General features: G+C 57.1%; 15 protein-coding genes. 7 read left to right on the plus strand and 8 right to left on the minus strand.

Features of this window, described 5'->3' with window-relative positions; genetic code table 11:
* Positions 1–6: 6 nt before the first annotated feature.
* Entirely contained in the window at positions 7–555 is a 549-nt protein-coding gene (locus tag Mag101_RS04315) for a cytochrome b (RefSeq protein ID WP_077401302.1), read from the minus strand.
* Positions 556–577: 22 nt separating this feature from the next.
* Positions 578–1,513 (minus strand): LysR family transcriptional regulator, encoded by a 936-nt coding sequence (locus Mag101_RS04320; RefSeq protein WP_077401305.1) that lies wholly within the window; start codon positions 1,511–1,513, stop codon positions 578–580.
* Between the two features lie 114 nt (positions 1,514–1,627).
* Between Mag101_RS04320 and metE the strand changes: the two genes are divergently transcribed.
* Positions 1,628–3,862 carry a 5-methyltetrahydropteroyltriglutamate--homocysteine S-methyltransferase gene (metE, locus tag Mag101_RS04325; protein ID WP_077401308.1) on the plus strand — a complete coding sequence of 745 codons (2,235 nt, stop codon included), beginning with the start codon at positions 1,628–1,630 and terminating at the stop codon, positions 3,860–3,862.
* Between the two features lie 58 nt (positions 3,863–3,920).
* Here the strand turns inward: metE and pepQ are convergent, their stop codons facing one another.
* Positions 3,921–5,225, minus strand: a complete 1,305-nt coding sequence (pepQ, locus tag Mag101_RS04330; protein ID WP_077401311.1) for a Xaa-Pro dipeptidase — start codon at positions 5,223–5,225, stop codon at positions 3,921–3,923.
* Between the two features lie 177 nt (positions 5,226–5,402).
* On the opposite strand from pepQ, the gene purU reads away from it, so the two are divergent.
* Together purU and Mag101_RS04340 are read left to right on the plus strand one after the other, a co-directional pair.
* On the plus strand, positions 5,403–6,239 hold the full coding sequence (gene purU, locus Mag101_RS04335; protein ID WP_077401314.1) for a formyltetrahydrofolate deformylase: 837 nt from the start codon (positions 5,403–5,405) through the stop codon (positions 6,237–6,239).
* A 16-nt stretch (positions 6,240–6,255) separates the two neighbouring features.
* The gene (locus tag Mag101_RS04340; protein ID WP_077401317.1) at positions 6,256–6,648 is read left to right on the plus strand and encodes a hypothetical protein; all 393 of its coding nucleotides are present in this window, start codon (positions 6,256–6,258) and stop codon (positions 6,646–6,648) included.
* Positions 6,649–6,744: 96 nt separating this feature from the next.
* Here the strand turns inward: Mag101_RS04340 and gcvP are convergent, their stop codons facing one another.
* Complete coding sequence (gene gcvP, locus Mag101_RS04345; protein ID WP_077401320.1) at positions 6,745–9,636, minus strand: aminomethyl-transferring glycine dehydrogenase; 2,892 nt, start codon at positions 9,634–9,636, stop codon at positions 6,745–6,747.
* A 466-nt stretch (positions 9,637–10,102) separates the two neighbouring features.
* Between gcvP and Mag101_RS04350 the strand changes: the two genes are divergently transcribed.
* A complete protein-coding gene (locus Mag101_RS04350) occupies positions 10,103–11,878 on the plus strand; it encodes a diguanylate cyclase domain-containing protein (RefSeq protein ID WP_157520158.1) in 1,776 nt (591 codons plus the stop codon).
* A gap of 248 nt (positions 11,879–12,126) precedes the next feature.
* Complete coding sequence (locus Mag101_RS17975) at positions 12,127–12,366, plus strand: putative signal transducing protein (protein ID WP_010133582.1); 240 nt, start codon at positions 12,127–12,129, stop codon at positions 12,364–12,366.
* A 42-nt stretch (positions 12,367–12,408) separates the two neighbouring features.
* On the opposite strand, the gene argS is transcribed toward Mag101_RS17975, so the two are convergent.
* Positions 12,409–14,145 (minus strand): arginine--tRNA ligase, encoded by a 1,737-nt coding sequence (gene argS, locus Mag101_RS04360; RefSeq protein WP_077401326.1) that lies wholly within the window; start codon positions 14,143–14,145, stop codon positions 12,409–12,411.
* 139 nt (positions 14,146–14,284) lie between these two features.
* Between argS and sbcB the strand changes: the two genes are divergently transcribed.
* Together sbcB and Mag101_RS04370 are read left to right on the plus strand one after the other, a co-directional pair.
* On the plus strand, positions 14,285–15,736 hold the full coding sequence (gene sbcB / locus Mag101_RS04365) for an exodeoxyribonuclease I (protein WP_077401329.1): 1,452 nt from the start codon (positions 14,285–14,287) through the stop codon (positions 15,734–15,736).
* 112 nt (positions 15,737–15,848) lie between these two features.
* On the plus strand, positions 15,849–16,865 hold the full coding sequence (locus Mag101_RS04370; protein WP_077401332.1) for an aspartate carbamoyltransferase: 1,017 nt from the start codon (positions 15,849–15,851) through the stop codon (positions 16,863–16,865).
* 110 nt (positions 16,866–16,975) lie between these two features.
* Here the strand turns inward: Mag101_RS04370 and Mag101_RS04375 are convergent, their stop codons facing one another.
* The 3 genes from Mag101_RS04375 to Mag101_RS04385 form a co-directional block, all read right to left on the minus strand.
* A complete protein-coding gene (locus tag Mag101_RS04375) occupies positions 16,976–18,250 on the minus strand; it encodes an aminotransferase class I/II-fold pyridoxal phosphate-dependent enzyme (RefSeq protein WP_077401335.1) in 1,275 nt (424 codons plus the stop codon).
* Positions 18,251–18,496: 246 nt separating this feature from the next.
* The gene (locus tag Mag101_RS04380) at positions 18,497–19,366 is read right to left on the minus strand and encodes a DUF6279 family lipoprotein (protein WP_077401338.1); all 870 of its coding nucleotides are present in this window, start codon (positions 19,364–19,366) and stop codon (positions 18,497–18,499) included.
* 58 nt (positions 19,367–19,424) lie between these two features.
* Positions 19,425–20,783, minus strand: a complete 1,359-nt coding sequence (locus Mag101_RS04385; protein WP_077401341.1) for a substrate-binding domain-containing protein — start codon at positions 20,781–20,783, stop codon at positions 19,425–19,427.
* Between the last annotated feature and the right edge of the window lie 235 nt (positions 20,784–21,018).

A 21,018-nucleotide genomic window follows, 5' to 3' on the forward strand; every position in this document is an offset into this window, starting at 1 on the left:
ACTCTGTTATTTCACTTTGCCGAACGGCAGCATCTGACGCAGGGTGTTGTCTTTGTTGTAGAAGTGATGCCACAGAGCGCCACCGATGTGAAGCACCAGCAGTACCAGCAGGGCATTCCACAGCAGTTCTTTGTGCAGGAAGGCAAACTGCTTGGCCACATCGATATTCTTTTCAAAGAAGGCGGGCAGCTCGAACAGCCAGAACAGCGTGGTGTCACGGCCAGCGAACTGGCGCATCAACAGGCCGGTGAGCGGCATACCGATGATCAGTACATACATCAGGCTCTGGGTGAGCAGGGAAACCGGCTTTTGGAAACTGCCACCGTACAGGTTGGGGCGACCGTGGGTGGCACGGTAGTAGAGACGGAACAGGCCCAGGAACAGTACCAGGAAGCCGAGGGAGAAGTGGAGCACCATCCACCAGCCGCGCATGTAGGAGCCTTTTTCATATTGCTCATGCAGTTCTACGGAAGCCCAGGCGAACAGGATAAAAAACGCGATCATCCAGTGCAGAGTTTTGAGCGCTTTGCTCCAGCTATTGGGTGTGGAGGCCATACATATCCCCTTGTGTGTTTTATTACTTGTTTATGTTATCGGTCGCGGCAAGCACGCCATTCAGATTGGCGAAGCAGGTATCCCGTGCTGTGGTGAAGAAGTCCCTTAAAAAAGCCTGTTCCAGCATCTCCTCGCGCACCGCAGCGTAGAGTGTACTCCACACGCCGGATTTTCCTAGTCTCAATTGGTTTACCAGCCCCTTTTGTAAATATTCGTAAAGAGCCCAGTTGGGCAGGGCGCAAACACCGCGGCCACTGACCACCAGTTGCACCATCATTACGGTAAGTTCTGCGGTGCGCACCGCGGCGGGTTCGATACCGGCCGGGTCGAGAAACTTCTGGAAGATATCCAGCCGCTCTCGTTCGACCGGGTAGGTGATTTGCACCTCATCTGCTAGATCCTGAGGAGACACCGTCTTCTTTTTCGCCAGCGCGTGCTTGCGGCTGACCGCCAGACACATCTCGAAGCTGAACAGTGGTTCGTAGTGGATACCTTTAAGAGAGGTATCCGGGTTACTGGTAACCACCAGGTCCAGGTCGCCGCGCACTAGCGCGGGTAGTGGGGCGAAGTGGAAACCACTGGAGAGGTCCAGCTCGACTTCCGGCCAGTCATCCCGGTAGGCATCGAGGGTTGGCATCAGCCACTGGTAACAGCTGTGGCATTCGATAGCGATATTCAGTCGTCCTGCCTGTCCAGATGCCAGCCGCGCCAAGTCTCTTTGTGCCACCGCCACCCGCGGCAGCACATCGTCTGCCAGCTGCAACAGCCGCAGCCCGGCGCTGGTAAAGCGCAGGGGGCGTGACTTGCGCACAAACAGCGCCTGCGCGTGGCGGTCTTCCATCTCGCGGAACAGGTGGGAGAGCGCGGATTGGGTAAGGTGCAGTCGCTCGGACGCACGCACCATGCTGCCGGTGTCCCGCAGCACCGTCAGGGCGCGCAAATGCCTCAGCTCAATCATTCGTACTTATCATCTTTAGTTAAATTCATGTTTCTGGCGAAAAATATGAAATTGATTGAACATGCTGGGAGCCCCAGAATCAACCCCGAATTTTACGGACCCAGGGGAAAGGGCATGGCAAAGACACATATTCTCGGATACCCGCGCATTGGCGCGCATCGCGAGCTCAAACGCGCGCAGGAAGCCTATTGGAAAGGTGACATCGACCAGCAGGCACTGCTGGCTGTCGGTGCGCAGATACGCAGTCAGAACTGGCAGGCCCAGCAGGCGGCTGGATTGGCACTCACTACCGTGGGGGACTTTGCCTGGTACGACCAGGTACTGAATCACTCGCTGATGTTTGGTGTTATTCCCGAGCGCTTTCAGAATGGTGCGGCAGACAACAGGCTGGACCAGTACTTCCGTCTCGCTCGCGGCCGCGCACCTTCCGGCGAGCCGGTGGCCGCCAGTGCCATGACCAAATGGTTTGATACCAACTATCACTACCTTGTGCCGGAGTTCTCGGAAGATCAGCCGTTCACGCTGGATGCGGAATGGCTGCTGGCAGAAATCAAGGATGCACAGAGCCTTGGTCACAATGTTAAGCCGGTCATTATAGGTCCGCTTACCTATCTTTGGCTGGGGCGCGGTGTGGATAACGCGCTCGATTTACTGCCGGCTCTGTTGGCCTGCTACGAGCAGTTACTGGTACAGCTGGCCGACGCCGCCGCGCAATGGGTGCAGGTCGACGAGCCAATCCTGGGGCTCGATTTGCCCGCCCAATGGCGTGATGCGTTTGCGCTTGTGTATAAAACTCTGGCAAAAGCCAGTGGCAGCAAACTATTACTCGCTACCTACTTTTCCACATTGCGGGAAAACCTGCCGCTGGTATTTGATCTGCCTGTGGATGGAATTCATATCGATGCGGTGCGCGGTGGTGAAGATCTGCAGCCTGCGTTTGAGGCGTTGCGTGGAGACCAGATACTCTCGGTCGGCGTAATCAACGGCCGCAATGTGTGGAAAACCGATTTGGCCCAGTGGCAGCAGGCTCTGAAAAAAGAAGCGGAAGTTCTCGGCGACCGTTTGTGGATATCTGCCAGCTGTTCACTGCTGCATTCGCCAGTGGACCTGGAAACCGAAACGGGATTGAGCGAAGAACACAAGAGCAAACTGGCCTATAGCCGTCAGAAACTCGATGAGCTACAGAAGCTGCAATCGGCACTCGAACCAGGGGTTGAGCCGCTGGCGGCTTTCCCTCAAACCGATAGTCGTAGCGAGGCGGATATACGTCAGCAGCTGGAAAGTACCTGGCGCCCGCAGAAGTTTTCCGAACGGGTTGAGGCTCAGCGCGAGCGCTGGCAGCTGCCACTACTGCCGACCACCACTATCGGTTCTTTTCCACAGACCGACGTTTTACGTCAGGTACGTAAACAGTTTCGCAATTCTGAAATCAGTCAGCAAGATTACCACGATCACTTGCGTGCAGAAATAACTGAAGCGATTCGCCGTCAGGAAATCCTGGGGCTGGACGTATTGGTGCACGGCGAAGCCGAGCGCAACGACATGGTGGAATACTTCGGCGAGCAACTGGACGGGTTTATCCACACTGGTAATGGCTGGGTGCAGAGTTACGGTTCCCGCTGTGTAAAGCCGCCGATTATTGCCGGTGATATCAGCCGACCCAATGCGATGACCGTACAGTGGAGTGAATATGCCCAGAGTCTCAGTAAGCGTCCGGTAAAAGGGATGCTTACTGGCCCGGTTACTATTTTGAACTGGTCCTTCCCCCGGGAGGATATTCCACGCGCGGTAAGCTGCCTGCAGATCGCCAAAGCACTGCGTGACGAGGTTCGGGATTTGGAGGCGGCGGGTATCGGCATCATCCAGATCGACGAGCCGGCACTGCGGGAAGGTTTGCCATTGCGGCAGGCCGATCACAAGGCGTATTTCGATTGGGCGGTGGGTTGCTTCCGTTACACATGCAGTGAGGTAAACACGCAAACCCAGATCCACACCCATATGTGTTATTCCAACTTTAACGCCATTATGGACGCGATTGTGGCGTTGGATGCGGATGTGATTACCATCGAATCTGCCCGTTCGGATCTACGTTTACTAGATGTCTTTGCCGGTGAAAATGGTGGTTATCCGAATGAAATCGGCCCAGGTATCTACGATATTCACTCGCCCAATGTGCCGGAACGTGAAGAGTTGAAAGAGCGATTGCAGCAATTACTCGAAGTGATCCCGAAGGAAAAGCTCTGGGTAAATCCAGACTGTGGATTAAAAACCCGTAATTGGGCAGAAGTAGGTTCGGCGTTGCTGAATATGGTGGAGGCGACGCGCACGGTACGCAGTGCGTTAGTTTGATTCCATTTCACAGCCAATAGAAAAGGGCCTGTATTCAGGCCCTTTTCTATTTTGAGATTTAATAGCAATCCCGCGTCATATTTTCCACACGGTCTTTGTGCACGATCAGGTTGTCCTCGATACGTACACCACCGTAAGGCCGCAGTTTTTCCACCTTGTCCCAATTCACTTCATCCGCCAGCTGGGATTCTTTCAGGTCCGACAGCAGACTGTGGATAAAGTACAGACCCGGTTCGATGGTGAAGACTTGGTTTTCTTCGATGGTACGGGTGGTACGCAGGAACGGGTACTCGGTCGGCGGTGGGGTGGTGCCACCTTCCGGTGCGGTCTGGTGGCCGCCTACATCGTGTACCTGCAGACCGAGGAAGTGGCCCAGGCCGTGTGGCATAAAGGTACCGGTGAGACCAGATTCCACCGCGCTTTCCGGCGATGTTTTGATCACACCAAATTGCTGTAGGAGTTGGCCGATTTTGTGGTGGCAGTCTTTGTGTAGTTCTACATAGGAGGCGCCGGGAACCAGGCCCGCAACCAGCTCCTGCTCTTTCTCGTGCATCGCCGTTACCAGGTCGGCGAATTCGCCATCGCGGTAGGCATAGGAGCGGGTGATGTCGGCACAGTAGCCGTTGCAGTCGGCACCGGCATCGATCAGGAAGCTGCGACGCTCGTTCTCCGACAGGCGCTGTGTAGATAAGTGGGTGTAGTGCAGGATGGCACCGTGCTCGTTCAGGCCCACAATATTGCCGTAGGGCATCTGGTTTTCACCCTGGCCGGCGGCATTCAGGTAAGCCAGGTTGATTTCGAACTCGCTCGCGCCACTGCGGAAGGCTTGTTCCGCGGCCTGATGGGCACGCACCGCAACGCGGTTGGCTTCGCGCAGGCAGGCAAACTCGTAAGGGGTTTTGTAGGCGCGTGCCCAGTGCAGCTGGTCGATCAGGTGCTGCGGGTTGCGCTGGCCGATCTCCCAGCCCTCAAGTTTTCCTGTCTCACCAATAAAGGCCGCGTTCTCGCCGCTGAGAAACGCTTTGGCTTCGTCCGGTTTCGACAGCAGTTCGATATCGTACTCGTCACTCCAGAAAGTCTGCGGAGCGGGCGGCACGTAGTGCCAGAAGTCTACCGGGCGGTAGAACAGCAACTTGGGCTTTTGGCCGCGACGATAGATGACCCAGCTGTGTGGGTTGTCGGTGACCGGCACCAGTGCTTTGAACTGGGGGTTAACCCGGAACGGGTAGTAGTTGTCATCCAGGAACTGTACGGACGGCGAACCGCTATACACGTTGAGGGTCTCGAACCCACATTGCTCGAGGATCTCATCGTAACGCTTGCACAGGATGGCAAGGTGTTCACTGAAGAGTTGCTTGTCCATAACGCCCCTTAGTTAGGTAGATAGTTTCGGTCGAAAGTTCTGGTAGATAGGTCTGCTAAATAAATGTCGGGTCAAAAGATAACTCGACGAATTGGTCGAAAACTAGTCATTGTCGCGGGTACACGAAAGCACATAGTGTATAGTCACTGTTCTGGATAAATAGTCTGATTTTGGACCATGGAAAAGAAGATACTGCTAACGGACTGCCCCGATGCCAAAGGGCTGATCGCGAAGATCACCAACATCTGCTACAAGCACCAACTGAATATCACCAAGAACGACGAGTTCGTGGACCGCGCGCAGGGCCGCTTTTTTATGCGCACCGCGCTGGAAGGTATCTTTAATGATGATACCTTCCTCGAAGACTTGGACATGACACTGCCCCAAGGGGCAGAGCGCCGGCTGGTCGCCAGTGGGCGCAAGCGTGTGGTGCTGATGGTTACCAAGGAATCCCACTGCCTGGGTGATATCCTGATGAAGTGCTATTCCGGCGCCCTGGATGTTGAGATTGCCGCGGTAGTTGGCAACCACAAGGTGCTGCAGCCCCTTGTGGAAAAGTTCGATATCCCGTTCCACTGGGTACCTGCAGAAGACCTTGAACGTGCCCAGCACGAGGAGCAGGTCATTGAGATTGTGGATCGTTACGAGCCGGATTATTTGATCCTCGCTAAATATATGCGGGTGCTCACCCCCGAATTTGTCGCCCACTTCAAAAACCGGATCATCAATATTCACCACTCTTTCCTGCCGGCATTTATCGGTGCCAAGCCTTACCTGCAGGCGTTTGAGCGCGGGGTGAAAATTATTGGTGCCACCGCGCATTTTGTCACCGATGATCTGGACGAGGGCCCGATCATTGAGCAGGATGTGATTCATGTGGATCACTTCTATTCCGCTGACGATATGGCGAGCGCCGGTCGCGATGTGGAAAAGCAGGTATTGAGCCGCGCGTTACAGCGGGTTTTGGAAGAGCGCGTGTTTATTCACGGTAACCGCACCGTGGTATTTAAGTAGTTCTCTTGGGGGAAAGATGAAACAAGCAATGGTTAAGGTCGCAGCTTTGTTGCTGATGATGCAATTACTTGGTGGTTGCGCCAGCGAACCGGCAGCCCCAAATCCTGGGATTAAAGAGTCTTTCCACACCGAGATTTCTGCTAACGGCTCCAAGCGATTTACCTACGTGCTGGAAATTGCTGCGCCCGCGTTGCGCGGACCATATACGCAGAGTGCGAGCGAGCGCGCGCGTATGGGCAAGCAGTACGAGGGCTTCGGCCGACCGCGCCGGGTGAACTTCGACCACGCGTTACAGCTCAAACTCCAGGAAACGGGTTTCTGTCGCGACGGGTATTTTGTGATTGATCGGGCGGTTTCGCCGCAAGGTGGTGAACTGCGCGGTGAATGTCGGGAAGGTGCAGAGAGATAGTGGGCGAATGGCTTGGCGCCTTTTGCTGAGGCCCAATCAAAAATGCCGGAGCATTGCTCCGGCATTTTTGTTTCTGGGTTACTTATTCCTGGCTATTTAGTCCATGTAGCTCTCAACCGGCGGACAGGAACAGATCAGGTTCCGGTCGCCGTAGACGTTGTCTATACGGTTGGACGCTGGCCACACCTTGTGGTGCTTCAACCAGGCTGCCGGGCGACCGGCAATTTCGCGGCTGTACGGGTGGGTCCAATCGTCGGTCATCACGTCGTCTTGAGTGTGCGGCGCATTGTGCAGTGGGTTGTCGTCTGCACTGTATTTGCCGCTGGCCACATCATCGGCCTCCTGGCGAATGGTCGCCATGGCTTGTACAAAGCGATCGAGTTCTTCCTGCGCTTCCGATTCGGTCGGCTCGATCATCAGGGTACCGGCTACTGGGAATGACATGGTCGGCGCGTGGAAGCCGAAATCCATCAGGCGCTTGGCGATGTCTTCTTCGGTAATACCGCTCACTTCTTTCAGCGGGCGCAGATCGATCAGACACTCGTGGGCGATAAAACCGTTACTGCCTTTGTACAGCAGCGGGTAGTGTTCGCTCAGTTTCTTGGCCACGTAGTTGGCATTCAGGATCGCGGTTTCGGTGGCGAGCTTCATGCCTTTTTTGCCCATCATACGAATGTACATCCAGCTGATTGGCAGAATGCTGGCGGAACCCCAGGGCGCAGCAGAAATGGTGCCGTTGACCGGATCGTTGCCCGGTACCTCGGTTACCGGGTGGCCTGCCAGGTAAGGCTTCAGGTGTTCGCCGACCGCAATCGGACCCATGCCCGGGCCGCCACCACCGTGGGGAATACAGAAGGTCTTATGCAGGTTCAGGTGGGATACGTCACCACCGAATTTACCCGGTGCGGCTACGCCAATCAGCGCATTCATGTTGGCGCCGTCGATGTACACCTGGCCGCCGGCGTTGTGGATAAGCTCGCAGATCTCGCGGATGCCTTCCTCAAATACACCGTGGGTGGAGGGGTAGGTCACCATCAGCGCCGCGACGCGGTCGCCATGCTCTTCCACTTTTGCTTTCAGGTCGGCGATGTCCACGTTGCCGTTGTTGTCACAGGCAACCACCACAACCTTCATGCTCACCATCATCGCCGAGGCGGGGTTGGTGCCGTGGGCGGAGGCCGGGATCAGGCAGATATCGCGCTGGCCTTCACCTTTCGCTTCCAGGTATTTCTTGATTGCTACCAAGCCCGCGTACTCACCCTGGGAGCCGGCATTAGGCTGCAGGCTCACGGCGTCGTAACCGGTACATTCCGCCAGCATGGTCTCCAGCTGGGTGAACATCTCGCGGTAGCCCTGCGCCTGGTCGGCTGGGGCAAACGGGTGCAGCTTACCGAACTCCGGCCAGGTCACCGGGATCATTTCGGCAGTTGCGTTCAGCTTCATGGTGCAGGAACCCAGCGGAATCATGCTGTGGTTCAGGGCGATATCTTTGGACTCAAGGGTCTTCAGGTAACGCAGCATTTCGGTTTCGGAATGATGCGTATTGAACACCGGGTGGGTCATGAATTCACTGGTGCGCTGCAGGCTTGCGGGTACGCCGGCGGGGCCTTTCGCGGCCAGCTCCGCATCTACCGCATTCAGGTCGAGACCGTGCTCTGCACCGATGAAAATGTTCAGCAGTTCGGAAACATCTTCCAGCTTGGTGGTTTCGTTCAGGCTCACACCCAGCGCGTCTGCACCCACTTTGCGCAGGTTGATCTCGGCGGCAATGGCGCGCTCGAAGATTTCAGATTGCTTGTCACCTACGGAGACGGTGAGGGTATCGAACCAGCTGTCGTGGGTGAGGCTCAGGCCTTTTTCTTTCAGGCCGGAAGCGAGGATGTCGGCGAGGCGCTGGATACGCGCGGCGATGGTCTTCAGACCTTCCGGGCCGTGGTAAATGGCGTAGAAGGCGCTCATCACTGCCAGCAGTACCTGGGAAGTACAGATGTTGGAGTTGGCCTTTTCACGGCGGATATGCTGCTCGCGCGTCTGCATGGCCATACGCAGTGCACGCTTGCCCTTGCTGTCCACGGAAACACCGATGATGCGGCCGGGCGCGGAGCGCTTGTAGGCTTCGCGGAAGGCGAAGAAGCCGGCGTGCGGGCCACCGTAACCCATGGGGATGCCGAAACGCTGGTTACAGCCAACCACCACGTCCGCTCCCATTTCACCCGGCGCTTTCAGAGCCACCAGGCTCATCAGGTCTGCGGCCACAGTTACCAGCGCATTGGCTTCGTGCACCTTGGCAATCAGGTCGGTGAGGTCGCGTACCACACCGGTAGAGCCCGGGTACTGGAACAGGGCGCCGAACAGTTCTTCCGGCAGGTCGGTTTCCGGGTTGCCCACAACCACTTCAAAGCCGAAGTGCTCCGCGCGGGTCTGTACCACCGCGATGGTTTGCGGGTGGCAGTCTGCGTCCACAAAGAAGACGTTGGATTTATTCCGCTTTACCTGGCGCTTACACATGGCCATGGCTTCCGCCGCAGCGGTGCCTTCGTCCAGCATGGAGGCGTTGGCCAGGTCCATACCGGTCAGGTCCATGATCATCTGCTGGAAGTTCAGCAGGCCTTCCAGGCGACCCTGGGCAATTTCCGGCTGGTACGGGGTGTAGGCGGTGTACCAGCCCGGGTTTTCCAGCACGTTGCGCAGGATTACGTTGGGGGTGATGGTGTCGTGGTAACCCATACCGATAAAGGTACGGAAAATCTTGTTGCGGCTTGCCAGCGCTTTCAGCTCCGCCAGCGCCTCCTGTTCGTCCACCGCATCTGCCAGGTTCAGGTCATCGGATTTGCGGATGGCGGCAGGCACGGTCTTTTCAATCAGTTCGTCCAGGGTGGCGACACCGAGGGTGTCGAGCATGGCCTGGGTCTGCGCGGCGTCCGGGCCTATATGGCGGCGGATAAAGGCGTCGTGCTGTTCCAACTGCTTGAGGGAAGGCTGGGTCATGGTGGTCGGATTCCTGTAAACGCTGAGGGCACTCGGGGACAGATTCCCGGAATGCGTTAACGCTCAAAAATAGCAAAGTGGATCGGACGAACGGATCCGTATTCATTCTGGGGCGGCGTGGCGGATGACCAGCCGTTCCCGCATTCGACGTTCAGTAATAATGGTGTGGCAAAGTGAACTTGCCCAATTGCCGGCGCGACACCGTCGTTGTGACCCCACCGACAGTTCGAGTCTGTGGGGGCGCCAGTCGGCGCGCATCTTAGCAACAGCAGTGTTTACGGGCAATTCACGGGTTTGGGGGGCGAAATGTACTGGAGTGATCGTATTTTTGTGAGATATATCCTGTTTCAGCCAGCTTGGCGCTATTTTTTCCTGTGAGTTGGGACGTCGGGCGGGCCAGATTGGGGATTTGCGCCATACTCCTTGAATAGTCAAATAATGCGACAGGGCCCGAAGGACCGCGGCCGTGTGTATCTGCTCCCAGGGAATAGGGGATTTCACCGTGTTGCCACAGGCAAATTTCAACTCGCTGCGCGTTAAGGCCTGCCTCTCTTCGGCAATGCTGGTCGTAGCGGTTTGCCTGTTCTTTATCCTACTGGGCAATGGCAGCCTGCAGTCCCTGATGTCCAAAAACCGCGAACAGCGGCACCTCAATTTTCAGTTTCAGGTTTCCGGCCTGCTGCAGCAATCTCGCGAGGAGCTGGTGCGCCTTGCCGAGTTGATCGCGCTCAGCCCCCGTGGGCGAATTTCATCTCAGGAAGAATTGGGTAAGGCGCTGGACCGGCAGTGGGAGCTGTTGCAGCAAAGCTGGGTACTGCACTCGCTCAAGGTCTACGACGCCGACAGCCAGCTGGTAGACAGCTGGGGTGCGCCGCAGCGTAAGTTGCGGCCGGGGCAGGTGGCACAGGTGCTACTGGGCGGGCAGCCGTTGGAGCTGGTGCACTGTGAACCGGTATGTGTGCAAAGTCTCGCGCTGCCCATGCGCGCGCGCGGCGGCGACTACGTGTTGCAGTTGGAACGACCACTGGGCAAAGCCTTGCAGCGATTTCGCGAAATGACGGGTACCGATATCGGTATTCTTTCCGCGGTGCGGGAGCAGACGCCTGCGAATAGCGGCGTTTTTTACCTCGCGAATTGGCAACGTGAAATTCTGTCCCTGACTTCCCGCGAGCGAGTACTACCTCTGCTTGAACGCGTTGCTTCGGATGTGCCGCACCTGTCGGGACTGAAGCGGAAGAGGGTGTATGAACTGGACGAGCGTCAATTTGATATTCGCACCATGCGTATGGATGCGCACGATGAAGGCCCACAGTTTGTCTTTATTGAAGATGTGTCGACGCAAGTGGAGCACATCAGTGAGTCGATAAAGGTCCTATTTCTGTTCGCAGTGCTGGGAGCACTGATTTTCAGCGCGGCGGTGGCGGGGACTTTGTGGGGGCCAATTGTCCGTTTACGCCGCCTGGCGCAGGCGCTGCCGCTGCTGACCAATGGGCGCTTCAGCGACGCCCGCCAGTTAATTCGGCCAGTGCAAAAAAATCTGGAAAAATTCGACGAGTTGGATGTTCTGGATACAACCGGCCACGCGGTGTGTGACCAGTTGGAAGACATGAACGACATGGTCACCCGTAAAACCGCTCAGCTCGAGCAAATCGCCATGCACGATAGCCTTACCGGCCTGGATAACCGGTACAGTTTGATCGAACAACTGGAATTTCATCTGGAGCTCGCGCGGCATCAACCGGATACTTTGCAGCAGTTAGGACATTTATTTTTTATTGACCTGGATGACTTCAAGCAGGTGAATGACACTCTGGGGCATCAGGGCGGTGACGAGCTGTTGTGTGTGATTGCCCGCCGCTTGCTCAGTGTGATGCGCTCCAGCGATATCGTAGCGCGCCTCAGTGGCGATGAATTCTGTGTATTTGTGCGCGATGCAGAGGGCGATAGTTGCCGTGTTCTCGCAGAAAAACTGCTGAATACGGTGGCCCAGCCAGTGAAGATTTGCGACAACTTGGTGACAGTTACCATGAGTATTGGTGTTGTTGCGGTCGACGGTAAGGCTGAGACGCTCGAGGCAATTTTACAAAAAGCTGACATGGCGATGTACCACGCCAAGCGCCACGGGAAAAACAAATTCCAAATCTACGATGCATCACTGCCAACACTGGCCGCTGATGTGCAAGGTGGTACCAAAGGTGATGTGGTGCGTCCGCTGGAGCTGGTGAATTCCACTAAAAATTAAACGCAAACAAATCAGCGCCATTGAGTGATTAGTGCCGCGTATTTCACCCTCATCACGCGGCGCCTCCTGCCCCTCTAGTCTATCTTTTTATTATGCCATTCCGATTTGCACGCCGGTGCCAGAAAGGGACACTGGGCCCCTGGCGGGGAATGGTAAATTCCACGAAATATCATTTCAGAATTTGGGTAAGACTCGAAGTCGGACCAAAAGTCCGCCGAGTAGGGATTGCAAGGTTACTCACTCGCATCATGGCGCGAAAAATATACACCACGGATGATCAATTACTGGGCAGCTATCTGCAGAACCTTTTGCAGTCCGCGGGCTATTCGGTCTTGACGCAGAAAACACGGGTAGAGTCTGCACAGGGTGGGCACGGCTTTGGGGCGGGGAACCTGAATTGGAATTCCGAGCTCTGGCTGATCCGCGACGCAGATCTCGCCAGTGCCCAGCAGGTGTTGCAGCAGGCACTTTCCAGAGAAAGCGCCTGACGCCGTTCTTCTTTTTCTTTTTACGAGTTACATCTTCTCGCGTTACATCTTCTCAAGTGTCTCGATACCCAGCAGGCCCAGGCCGGTAGACAGGGTACGCGCTACCAGGTCACACAACTGCAAGCGGCTCTGCTTCTCTTCTTCGGTCACACCTTCTTTCAGCACCGGGCAGGCCTCGTAGAAGGCCATGTAGGCGCTGGCCAATTCATACAAGTAGGTGCACAGCACGTGCGGGAAGGTGTCTTTCGCCACCTGATCCAGAACTTCACCAAACTGATTCAGCTTGATGGCCAGCGTACGCTCCGCATCGGTACCCAGGGTAATGGCACCGCTCAGCGCGGATGGCTCGACTCCGGCGCGGCGGAAGATGCTGCGTACGCGGGTGTAGGCGTATTGCAGGTAGGGTGCGGTATTGCCCTCGAACGCCAGCATGGCATTCCAGTTGAACACGTAATCGTTGGTGCGGGTTTTGCTCAGGTCTGCGTACTTCACCGCGCCGATACCCACTACGCGGCCTATCTCGGCCTGTTTCTCGGCACTCAGCTCCGGGTTTTTGCCGGCGACCAGTGCGGTGGCACGCTCCACCGCTTCGTCCAGCAGCGCGGCCAACTTCACGGTGCCACCGCTACGGGTTTTAAATGGCTTGCCGTCGTCGCCCATCATGGTGCCGAAGGCACAGTGTTCCAGAGTTTGGCTGTCGGCGATGTAGTCGGCCTTGCGCGCTACGGTAAAGGCCTGCTGCAGGTGCAGGGACTGGCGCGCGTCCACTACGTACAAGATACGATTGGCCTCCAGGATATTGGCGCGATAGCGGATAGCCGCCAGGTCGGTGGTAGCGTAAAGGTAGCCACCGCCTTTTTTCTGGATAATCACCACGCTCGGGTTGCCTTCCTTGTCGGCCATTTCCGGCAGGAAGGCCACAATTGCGCCCTGGTCTTCCACTGCGATACCGCGGTCCAGCAGGTCTTTCACCAGCACCGGCAGGTCGTCGTTGTACTGGCTCTCGGCGTATACATCTTCCCGCTTCAGGGTGACACCCAGCTTCTCGTAGATTTCTTCCGCGTGGCTGATAGAGATGTCGATGAAACGCTGCCACAGCTTCAGGCAGTCGGCGTCGCCACCCTGCAGTTTCACTACGTATTCGCGCGCGCGGTCGGCAAAGCCTTCCTCTTCATCGAAGCGCACCTTGGCTTCGCGGTAGAAGACTTCCAGGTCCGCCAGCGCTACTTCCGCGTCCTGGTTTTCCATCTGGTCTGCCAGGTGGGCCAGCAGCATGCCGAACTGGGTGCCCCAGTCGCCCATATGGTTCTGGCGAACCACCTGGTGCCCCTGGAACTCCAGCAGGCGGGCGAGGGCGTCGCCGATGATGGTGGTGCGCAGGTGGCCCACGTGCATCTCTTTGGCGAGGTTGGGGTGTGAGTAATCCAGTACCACGGTTTCGGGGCTGGCGACGGCGGCGATGTTCAGGCGCTCATCGGCACGCGCAGCGGCCAGAGTTTCACCCAGCCAGGCTTCATTCAGGTGAATATTGATAAAGCCGGGTCCCGCGACCTCGACCTTCTCGATCATGGGCTGTTCGCCCAGATTGTTGATGATCTTGCCGGCCAGCTCGCGTGGGTTAGTGCCCACTTTCTTGGCGGCTGCCATGGCACCGTTGGCCTGATAGTCGCCAAAGCCCGCCTTTTTGGCCGGGGCGACCGCCGGGCCGCATTCCGCGGGAATGCCCGCGTTGGTCATGGCGGTTTGGAAAATGTCGTTAAGCTGCTGGCGAATATTCATAGATGGGCGTTATCCCGTGGACGTTCTGGACAATATAGAAGAAGGCGGGATTTTAATGGGCAGCGAAGGCTTTGCAACCTGCGCGGTGCACTCCAGCTGGGGTAACATGGCGCGCAGTTGAAGGAATTTGGGGGAAGACATGTCCGGCAAACCGTCTGGCACCACGCTGTACTGGCACGATTACGAGACCTGGGGCGTAGATCCGGGTGCGGATAAACCCTCCCAGTTCGCCGGTATTCGCACCGATGAGGAGCTGAATATCGTTGGCGACCCGCTGATGATTTACGCCAAGCCCACCAGTGATTGCCTGCCCCAGCCCATGGCTGCGCTGGTGACCGGGCTGGCACCGCAAAAGGCGTTTGCGGAAGGCCTGCCGGAAATCGAGTTTATCCAGAAGATCCTCAATGAGCTGGGCGCGCCGGGTACCTGCGGTGTGGGTTACAACAGCCTGCGCTTTGACGATGAAGTGACCCGCCACACCCTGTACCGCAATCTGCTCGACCCCTACGAGCGCGAGTGGAAGTCCGGCAACAGCCGCTGGGATATCATCGATATGGTGCGCCTCACCTATGCGCTGCGCCCCGAGGGCATCGACTGGCCAGAGCGCGATGGTGCCGACGGTACCCGCGTACCTTCCTTCCGCCTGGAAGAACTGACCGCCGCCAACGGCATCAGCCACGAAGGGGCGCACGATGCACTCTCCGATGTGCGCGCCACCATCGATATGGCGCGGCTGATTCGCGAGAAGCAGCCCAAGCTTTACGATTATGTTTACAAGCTGCGCCGCAAGCAGAAAGTGGCGAAGATCCTCAATCCGCGCGAGCGTAAGCCCTTGCTCCACATCTCTGGCAAGGTGCCCGCCAGCCACGGCCACCTGACCTACGTGCTGCCTCTGGCCATGCACCCGGTGAACCGCAACGCGGTCATCTGTGCCAACCTGGCCATGGACCCGCAACCGATCTTGGACCTGGATGCGGAGGCGCTGCGCGAGCGCCTGTACACCTCGCGAGATAAGCTCGTGGAAGGGGAGCTGCCTGCGGGCCTGAAACTGATCCATATGAACCGCTGCCCGGTGCTGGCGCCGGCCAACATGCTGTCCGATGAGCGCGCAGTCGAACTCAAGATCGACAAGGAGGCCTGCCGTGCTAACTGGCAGGCGCTGCAGGGGCTGGACCTGACGGAAAAACTCCATCAGGTGTTTCTCGATGGCGATTTCCCGAAGAAGGATGTGGAGGCAAGGCTCTACGACGGCTTTATGAACGACGCCGACCGCGATACCTGCCGGCAGCTGCACAATGCGCTGACCAGCCGTGGCCCGGAATCGCTGGCGACAGAGGTGCCATTTTCCGATGCGCGCCTGCCGGAGCTACTCTTCCGCCTGCGTGCGCGCAACTTCCCGCAGACCCTGAATGAGGAAGAGCAGGGGCGCTGGGAAGAGTGGCGCTACCAGCGCCTGACGGACCCGCAGTTTGGTGCCAGCATTACCATGGAGCCGTACTTTGAGGAGATTGCGCGCCTGCGGGAGGAGCACCCGGACCGCAATGCGCTGCTGGATCAGCTGGAAGCCTGGGGCGACGCGCTGCTGGGCTAAGTTGTGGCTACTATTCCAGACGTACTATTCCAAACAGGGCCCGCCGCGTAGAATACCGCCCGCTAAGCCGCCGGCGATCCCGGCGCAAACCTGTGCATAAAGTGGAGCATCAATGGACTTTATCGGCGCCAATATCCTTTCCGTCAGCCAGTTTGAGCGTGGCGACATCGACCGAATCTTTACCGTAGCGGACACCATGGTCCCCTACGCGCGCCGGGAAAAAGTGACCCGGGTTCTCGAGGGCGCGATCCTCGGCAACATGTTTCTCGAGCCAAGCACCCGCACCCGGGTAAGCTTCGGCTGTGCTTTCAACCTGCTCGGCGGCACCGTGCGCGAGACCGTGGGGGTTTCTGCCAGTGCCATGGCCAAGGGCGAGTCCCTTTATGACACTGCACGGGTGCTGTCGGGCTATTCCGATGTGATCTGTATGCGCCATCCGCAGGCGGGTTCGGTTGCCGAGTTTGCTGCTGCCAGCCGAGTGCCGGTGGTGAATGGCGGTGACGGTGCCAATGAACACCCCACCCAGGCGCTGCTGGACCTGTACACCATCCGCAAGGAGCTGGAAGGCAAGGGCGGTTCACTGGATAACTTCCGCATCGCCATGATTGGCGATCTCAAATACGGCCGTACCGTGCACTCCCTGTGCAAGCTGCTGTGCCTGTTTAAAAACGTACAGCTGGTATTTGTTTCTCCGGAAGAGCTGGCAATGCCTCCGGTGGTAATCGAAAAACTGCGCGAGGCCGGCCACCAGGTGACGGTTTCCGACCAGCTGGAGCAGTCCATCAAGGCGGTGGATATTGTGTACTCCACCCGCATCCAGGAAGAGCGCTTCGAATCCCAGGAAGAGGCAGATCGCTATCGCGGGCGCTTCCGTTTGAACCGGGATATTTTCACTCGTCATGCCGAGCCCAATACGGTCATCATGCATCCGCTGCCACGGGATTCCCGCGCGGAAGCCAATGAACTCGACCCGGATCTGAACGAGCACCCGAGCCTGGCCATTTTCCGTCAGACCGATAATGGTTTGCTGGTGCGTATGGCGTTGTTTGCGATGCTGCTGGGGGTGGAAGACAAGGTGGATCAGTACGCGCGGCCGATTACCTGGCAGACGCGACGGAACCAGATTTGACGTATGTAGATTTGACCCAAACAGATTTATTACTGGCGTAGAAAATCAGAAATAAAAAAACCGGCAATTTGCCGGTTTTTTTATTTTTTCATGAAGGGTGCGTTGGGCGATCAAGCGTTGGCCAGTGCCTCGCGCACGGTGGCCAGTTTCACACATAGGGTGAAAACCGCCATCGCCGTATCTAGCTCTTCTAGCGGTGGGAAGCTTGGGGCGATACGGATATTGGTGTTTTCCGGATCTTTGCCGTACGGGAAGGTGGCGCCGGCAGGGGTCAGCTTCACACCCGCTTCTGCGGACAGGCGAATCACTTCAGAGGCAACGCCCGGACGGGTGTTGAAGGAAACAAAGTAGCCGCCCTGCGGTTTTTCCCACTCGCCCAGATCGGTATCGGCGAAGTTTTTGTCCAGGTGCTCGAGCACACAGGCAAACTTCGGGCGCAGGATTTCTGCGTGCTTCTGCATGTGTTCTTTCAGCTGGGTCAGCTCCGGGAACAGGCGCGAGTGGCGCAGCTGGTTCACCTTGTCGGGGCCGATAGTCATGGCAGACATTTGCTGCTTGATGGACGCCAGGTTAGCCGGGCTCGCACTTACAAAGGCCACACCAGCACCGGCGTGCGTTACCTTAGAGGTGGAGGCGAACTGCAGTACTGAATCCGCGGTGTCGTTGCTCAGTGCCGCTTCGCGGATATTCGGCAGGATTACTTGGTGGTCCAGATCGTGGATCGCGTAAGCGTTGTCCCAGAAGATACGGAAGCCCGGGTTGGCAATTTTGCCCAGCTGCGCGAGGCGGTTCACGGCGTCTTCGTCGTAGGTTACGCCGGTGGGGTTGGAGAACTTGGGTACACACCACAGGCCAATGATCTGGTCGTCTTCACGAATCTTCTGTTCCAGCACATCCATGTCCGGACCGGTGGCGGTCATGGGCACGGTGTCCATGGTGATACCCAGTTGCTCACAAATGGTGAAGTGGCGGTCGTAGCCGGGCACCGGGCACAGGAACTTGGGCGCGCTCATGTCTTTCCACGGCTGGTTGCCGGCAAAGCCGAACAGGTAGCCGGTGAGCACGGCGTGGTACATCAAGGTCAGCGAGCTGTTGCCGCCGGCGAGCACTTCTTCAAACGGTACCTGCAGGATGTCCGCACCCAGTTCGCGGGATGCAGCGATACCTTCCAGGCCGCCGTAATTGCGGGTATCGGTGCCGTCGGGGGCGCGGTAATCACCGGTCAGAATACCGTCGAGGCTGTCGGAAAGGGAAAGCTGATCTGCCGCCGGTTTACCGCGGGTCAGGTCCAGGCTCAGGTTGTGTTGGCAAATTCGCTGGTACTGTTGCTCCAGGTCTTTTTCCCACTGTTGCAGCTGGTCGCGATGAGCGGTTTCGATACGCACGGACTTTCCCCTTCTCTAGCCAAAATATTTGGCGATTAAATTCGGAGCGGGAGCTTATCAGCAGTGGGTGGAAGCCGTCATGTTTTCTGTAATTTTTTTACAGAAAAAACGTCAAAATACACGGGGATTCGGCAGAAAATTTGTTGCAGTTGAAACGGACTGTAACAATGTCCATTCAGTGCTGATTGGCGGGGGCGGAGCCGTTGCTCTCCGTCGACGTCCGGAGTTAATTACCCATGTTGTTTATCAGTGCTTCTGGGCTGCCAGGTGGCGGAAGTCAGACGCGAATTCCAGCAGGGTTTCTTTCATGTGCGCGCGCTGCTCGGGGGTGGTGCTTTCCAATATCCCGATGGCCAGGGTTCTTGCTTGGTCGCGCAACGCATCCTGCATCTCACGGTAATCTTTTGGCCACAGGGCCTGAGGGTCGATTAGTAATTCACGCAGTGCGCGCTCGTAACCTTGTGGCTTGTTGCGCAAGGTATTGAGGAAGGTTGTAGTCCAGAGCTCACGCTGCGCGATGCGGCGTGCGGGGTCAAACTTGGTATTGGCTACCTGCTCGTCGATCATGGCTTGCTGCCCGGCGGTAAGGTCTCCCAGCCAGCGCTCCGCCTGTTTGCGGAACTGCTTCTCGCGTTTGCGCTGCGATTTATCCCATTTCTTTAGCGACTTTTCCCGCTCTTTGCGTGCGTTTTCGGATAGCTGATTAATTTGACTGTCGTCCAGCTGTACCAGGATGGGCAACAGTAGATCACTGAGCATGACCACGGAGGAATGCCAGAATTCATCGACCTGTTTTTCGATTCTTTCCAGGTTTTCAGGACTGGCGTCGGGAGAATCAACCTGCGCGGCCAATTGTTCCATGTAGTCGGCGTAGCGCGGTAATTGCGTCTGGCGATGCCAGCGGTGGAATTCGTCGACCCGCTGGGACAGAAGTTCTTTTTGCGGGCCTTCCAGGTCCAAATATTTGTTGAGCGTGCGGTCCATCCACCAATCGAGGTGGCCGTAAACCAGGCGTACACTGGAACATCCGGACAGCGACAACAGAAGCAGGGCAAGCACCAGCGTGATGATGCGTGCGCAGCAGTTGGTTCTGTTTGGCAAAATCGCTGTGGTCATGGCGTTAAATATAGTTGCTATGCTCCGCCACCGCATTGCTTATGTGCTAAAGGGCCGCCTAATTAATCCAGACTTCGACACGGCTGTTTTTTACCGGCCCCTGCTCGCTATCGGCGGTAAGCGGCGCGAAGGCGCCTACCGACATGATCTGGCTGTCGCCCATCTGATGGTCACGCAGTAGGGCGCCCTGAACCTTGAGTGCACGGAAACGGGAGATAAGGTCGGAAATCGTTTCATTGGCCTTGCGATCCGAAAAACCTACCAGTGTCAGGGAAAGGTCGCGGTTTTCCTCTTGCGCCATGTAGTCTTGCAATCGGTGCAGGTCGCGCAATGCGCGGTTATCGAGCTCGGTGCTGCCGTTGGCAAACCGGAACGAAATACTGAGACGCGATCCGTTCTCCATCAGCGCGCGATAATTCTCCGGCGCATTGGCAAACGGTGCCATTTGCAGGGCAACCGGGGTCAAATTGATAAAGCCGATGTCCTCGACGATTAGCTGCCCGGCGTGGGATTCAGCGAAGTGCAGGAAGGCGTCGACCTGCGGATTGTAGCGGCCCGGATTGCGGTACAGATACAGCCGGCGGGTGAGGGGAAAGTCTTCGGTCGCGATGATGCCGCGGTCGGGCACCACCGCGGCCAGTTCCCCGGATTTGATCGCGACCTTGTGCAGGCCCGCGGCATCGGCAAATGGCAGGTAGCCAATGGCGGCTCTGTCCCGCAGTACCAGCCCGCGGGTCTCGTGGTTGCCGGATACTTCGTATACGAAGGGTTTGGCCGGCCGGCTGCCACCAAAAATTTCACTGTCAAACGTGGAGCGGGTACCGGACTCAATATCCCGGTGCAGTGGCCGAATCGGTAGGTCGTCACCGCCCAGCTGTGCCCAGTTACGGATCTCACCCCGGTAAATCTGCGCCAGTTGTACAAGACTTAGCCGCTTGATGGGGTTGTCTTTGTGCACCGCGATCACCAGCGCATCCAATCCGATAACGTGCTCCGCTTGGGGGCCGGTAAAGTCGCCGAAGCGCGCCAGCATTTCGACTTCTTTAGCTTTGACGCGGCGCGAGGCCATACCGATGTCAGCGGTATCTCCGTCAAGTGCCTTGAAGCCAGTACTGGAGCCCAGTGCAATAATGGGCACAACCACCTGCTCATTCTGCAGGCGAGCATCGATCCAGTGTTTTTCGCCCTGGGTGCGTTGACTGATCTCGGTGGCGCCCAGGGAGTGCAGATATTGTTTCACCAGTGCCGGTGCCAGATCAGCGCCGACGGTATTGGAGCCAGTCATACGAAACAGAACCTGCGCCTGGCTATTTTCGGTGGCCTCCGCAAAGCAGGCTGGCAGCAAGCCTGCCAGAGCTGTCATAAGCAGCAGAGTTACTGCGAAAAAATTTCCCTTGCGTGTTTGAGCGAGTTCCATCCTGTCTCCTATCACTGCATTTGGCTCCTCGAATGACGTCCCGCACGACCTACGGTTGCTTGTAATGAGGTGTGGGCGCGCGCTTTATCGCAAAAAAATGTGACAGATTTGTTTCAGCTGAATTGAACTGCTGCACATTTGTATCTGGCTGGTTTGTGGGGGCGGGCGAGTGGCGGGAAATAGTACGGGTGGTCGCTCTTATGCACCGATGTGCGGCTCTATCTAACGTTCAATC

The sequence above is a fragment of the Microbulbifer agarilyticus genome (assembly GCF_001999945.1).
Taxonomy (GTDB): Bacteria; Pseudomonadota; Gammaproteobacteria; order Pseudomonadales; family Cellvibrionaceae; genus Microbulbifer; species Microbulbifer agarilyticus_A.

Bases quoted from the DNA above. Each gene is read 5' to 3' on its own strand.
- Mag101_RS17975 (WP_010133582.1), top strand. From the start codon at position 12,127: ATGGCGCGAAAAATATACACCACGGATGATCAATTACTGGGCAGCTAT.
- metE (WP_077401308.1), top strand. From the start codon at position 1,628: ATGGCAAAGACACATATTCTCGGATACCCGCGCATTGGCGCGCATCGC.
- sbcB (WP_077401329.1), top strand. From the start codon at position 14,285: ATGTCCGGCAAACCGTCTGGCACCACGCTGTACTGGCACGATTACGAG.
- Mag101_RS04320 (WP_077401305.1), bottom strand. From the start codon at position 1,513: ATGATTGAGCTGAGGCATTTGCGCGCCCTGACGGTGCTGCGGGACACC.
- gcvP (WP_077401320.1), bottom strand. From the start codon at position 9,636: ATGACCCAGCCTTCCCTCAAGCAGTTGGAACAGCACGACGCCTTTATC.
- Mag101_RS04385 (WP_077401341.1), bottom strand. From the start codon at position 20,783: ATGGAACTCGCTCAAACACGCAAGGGAAATTTTTTCGCAGTAACTCTG.
- Mag101_RS04315 (WP_077401302.1), bottom strand. From the start codon at position 555: ATGGCCTCCACACCCAATAGCTGGAGCAAAGCGCTCAAAACTCTGCAC.
- purU (WP_077401314.1), top strand. From the start codon at position 5,403: ATGGAAAAGAAGATACTGCTAACGGACTGCCCCGATGCCAAAGGGCTG.
- argS (WP_077401326.1), bottom strand. From the start codon at position 14,145: ATGAATATTCGCCAGCAGCTTAACGACATTTTCCAAACCGCCATGACC.
- Mag101_RS04340 (WP_077401317.1), top strand. From the start codon at position 6,256: ATGAAACAAGCAATGGTTAAGGTCGCAGCTTTGTTGCTGATGATGCAA.
- Mag101_RS04370 (WP_077401332.1), top strand. From the start codon at position 15,849: ATGGACTTTATCGGCGCCAATATCCTTTCCGTCAGCCAGTTTGAGCGT.
- Mag101_RS04380 (WP_077401338.1), bottom strand. From the start codon at position 19,366: ATGACCACAGCGATTTTGCCAAACAGAACCAACTGCTGCGCACGCATC.
- pepQ (WP_077401311.1), bottom strand. From the start codon at position 5,225: ATGGACAAGCAACTCTTCAGTGAACACCTTGCCATCCTGTGCAAGCGT.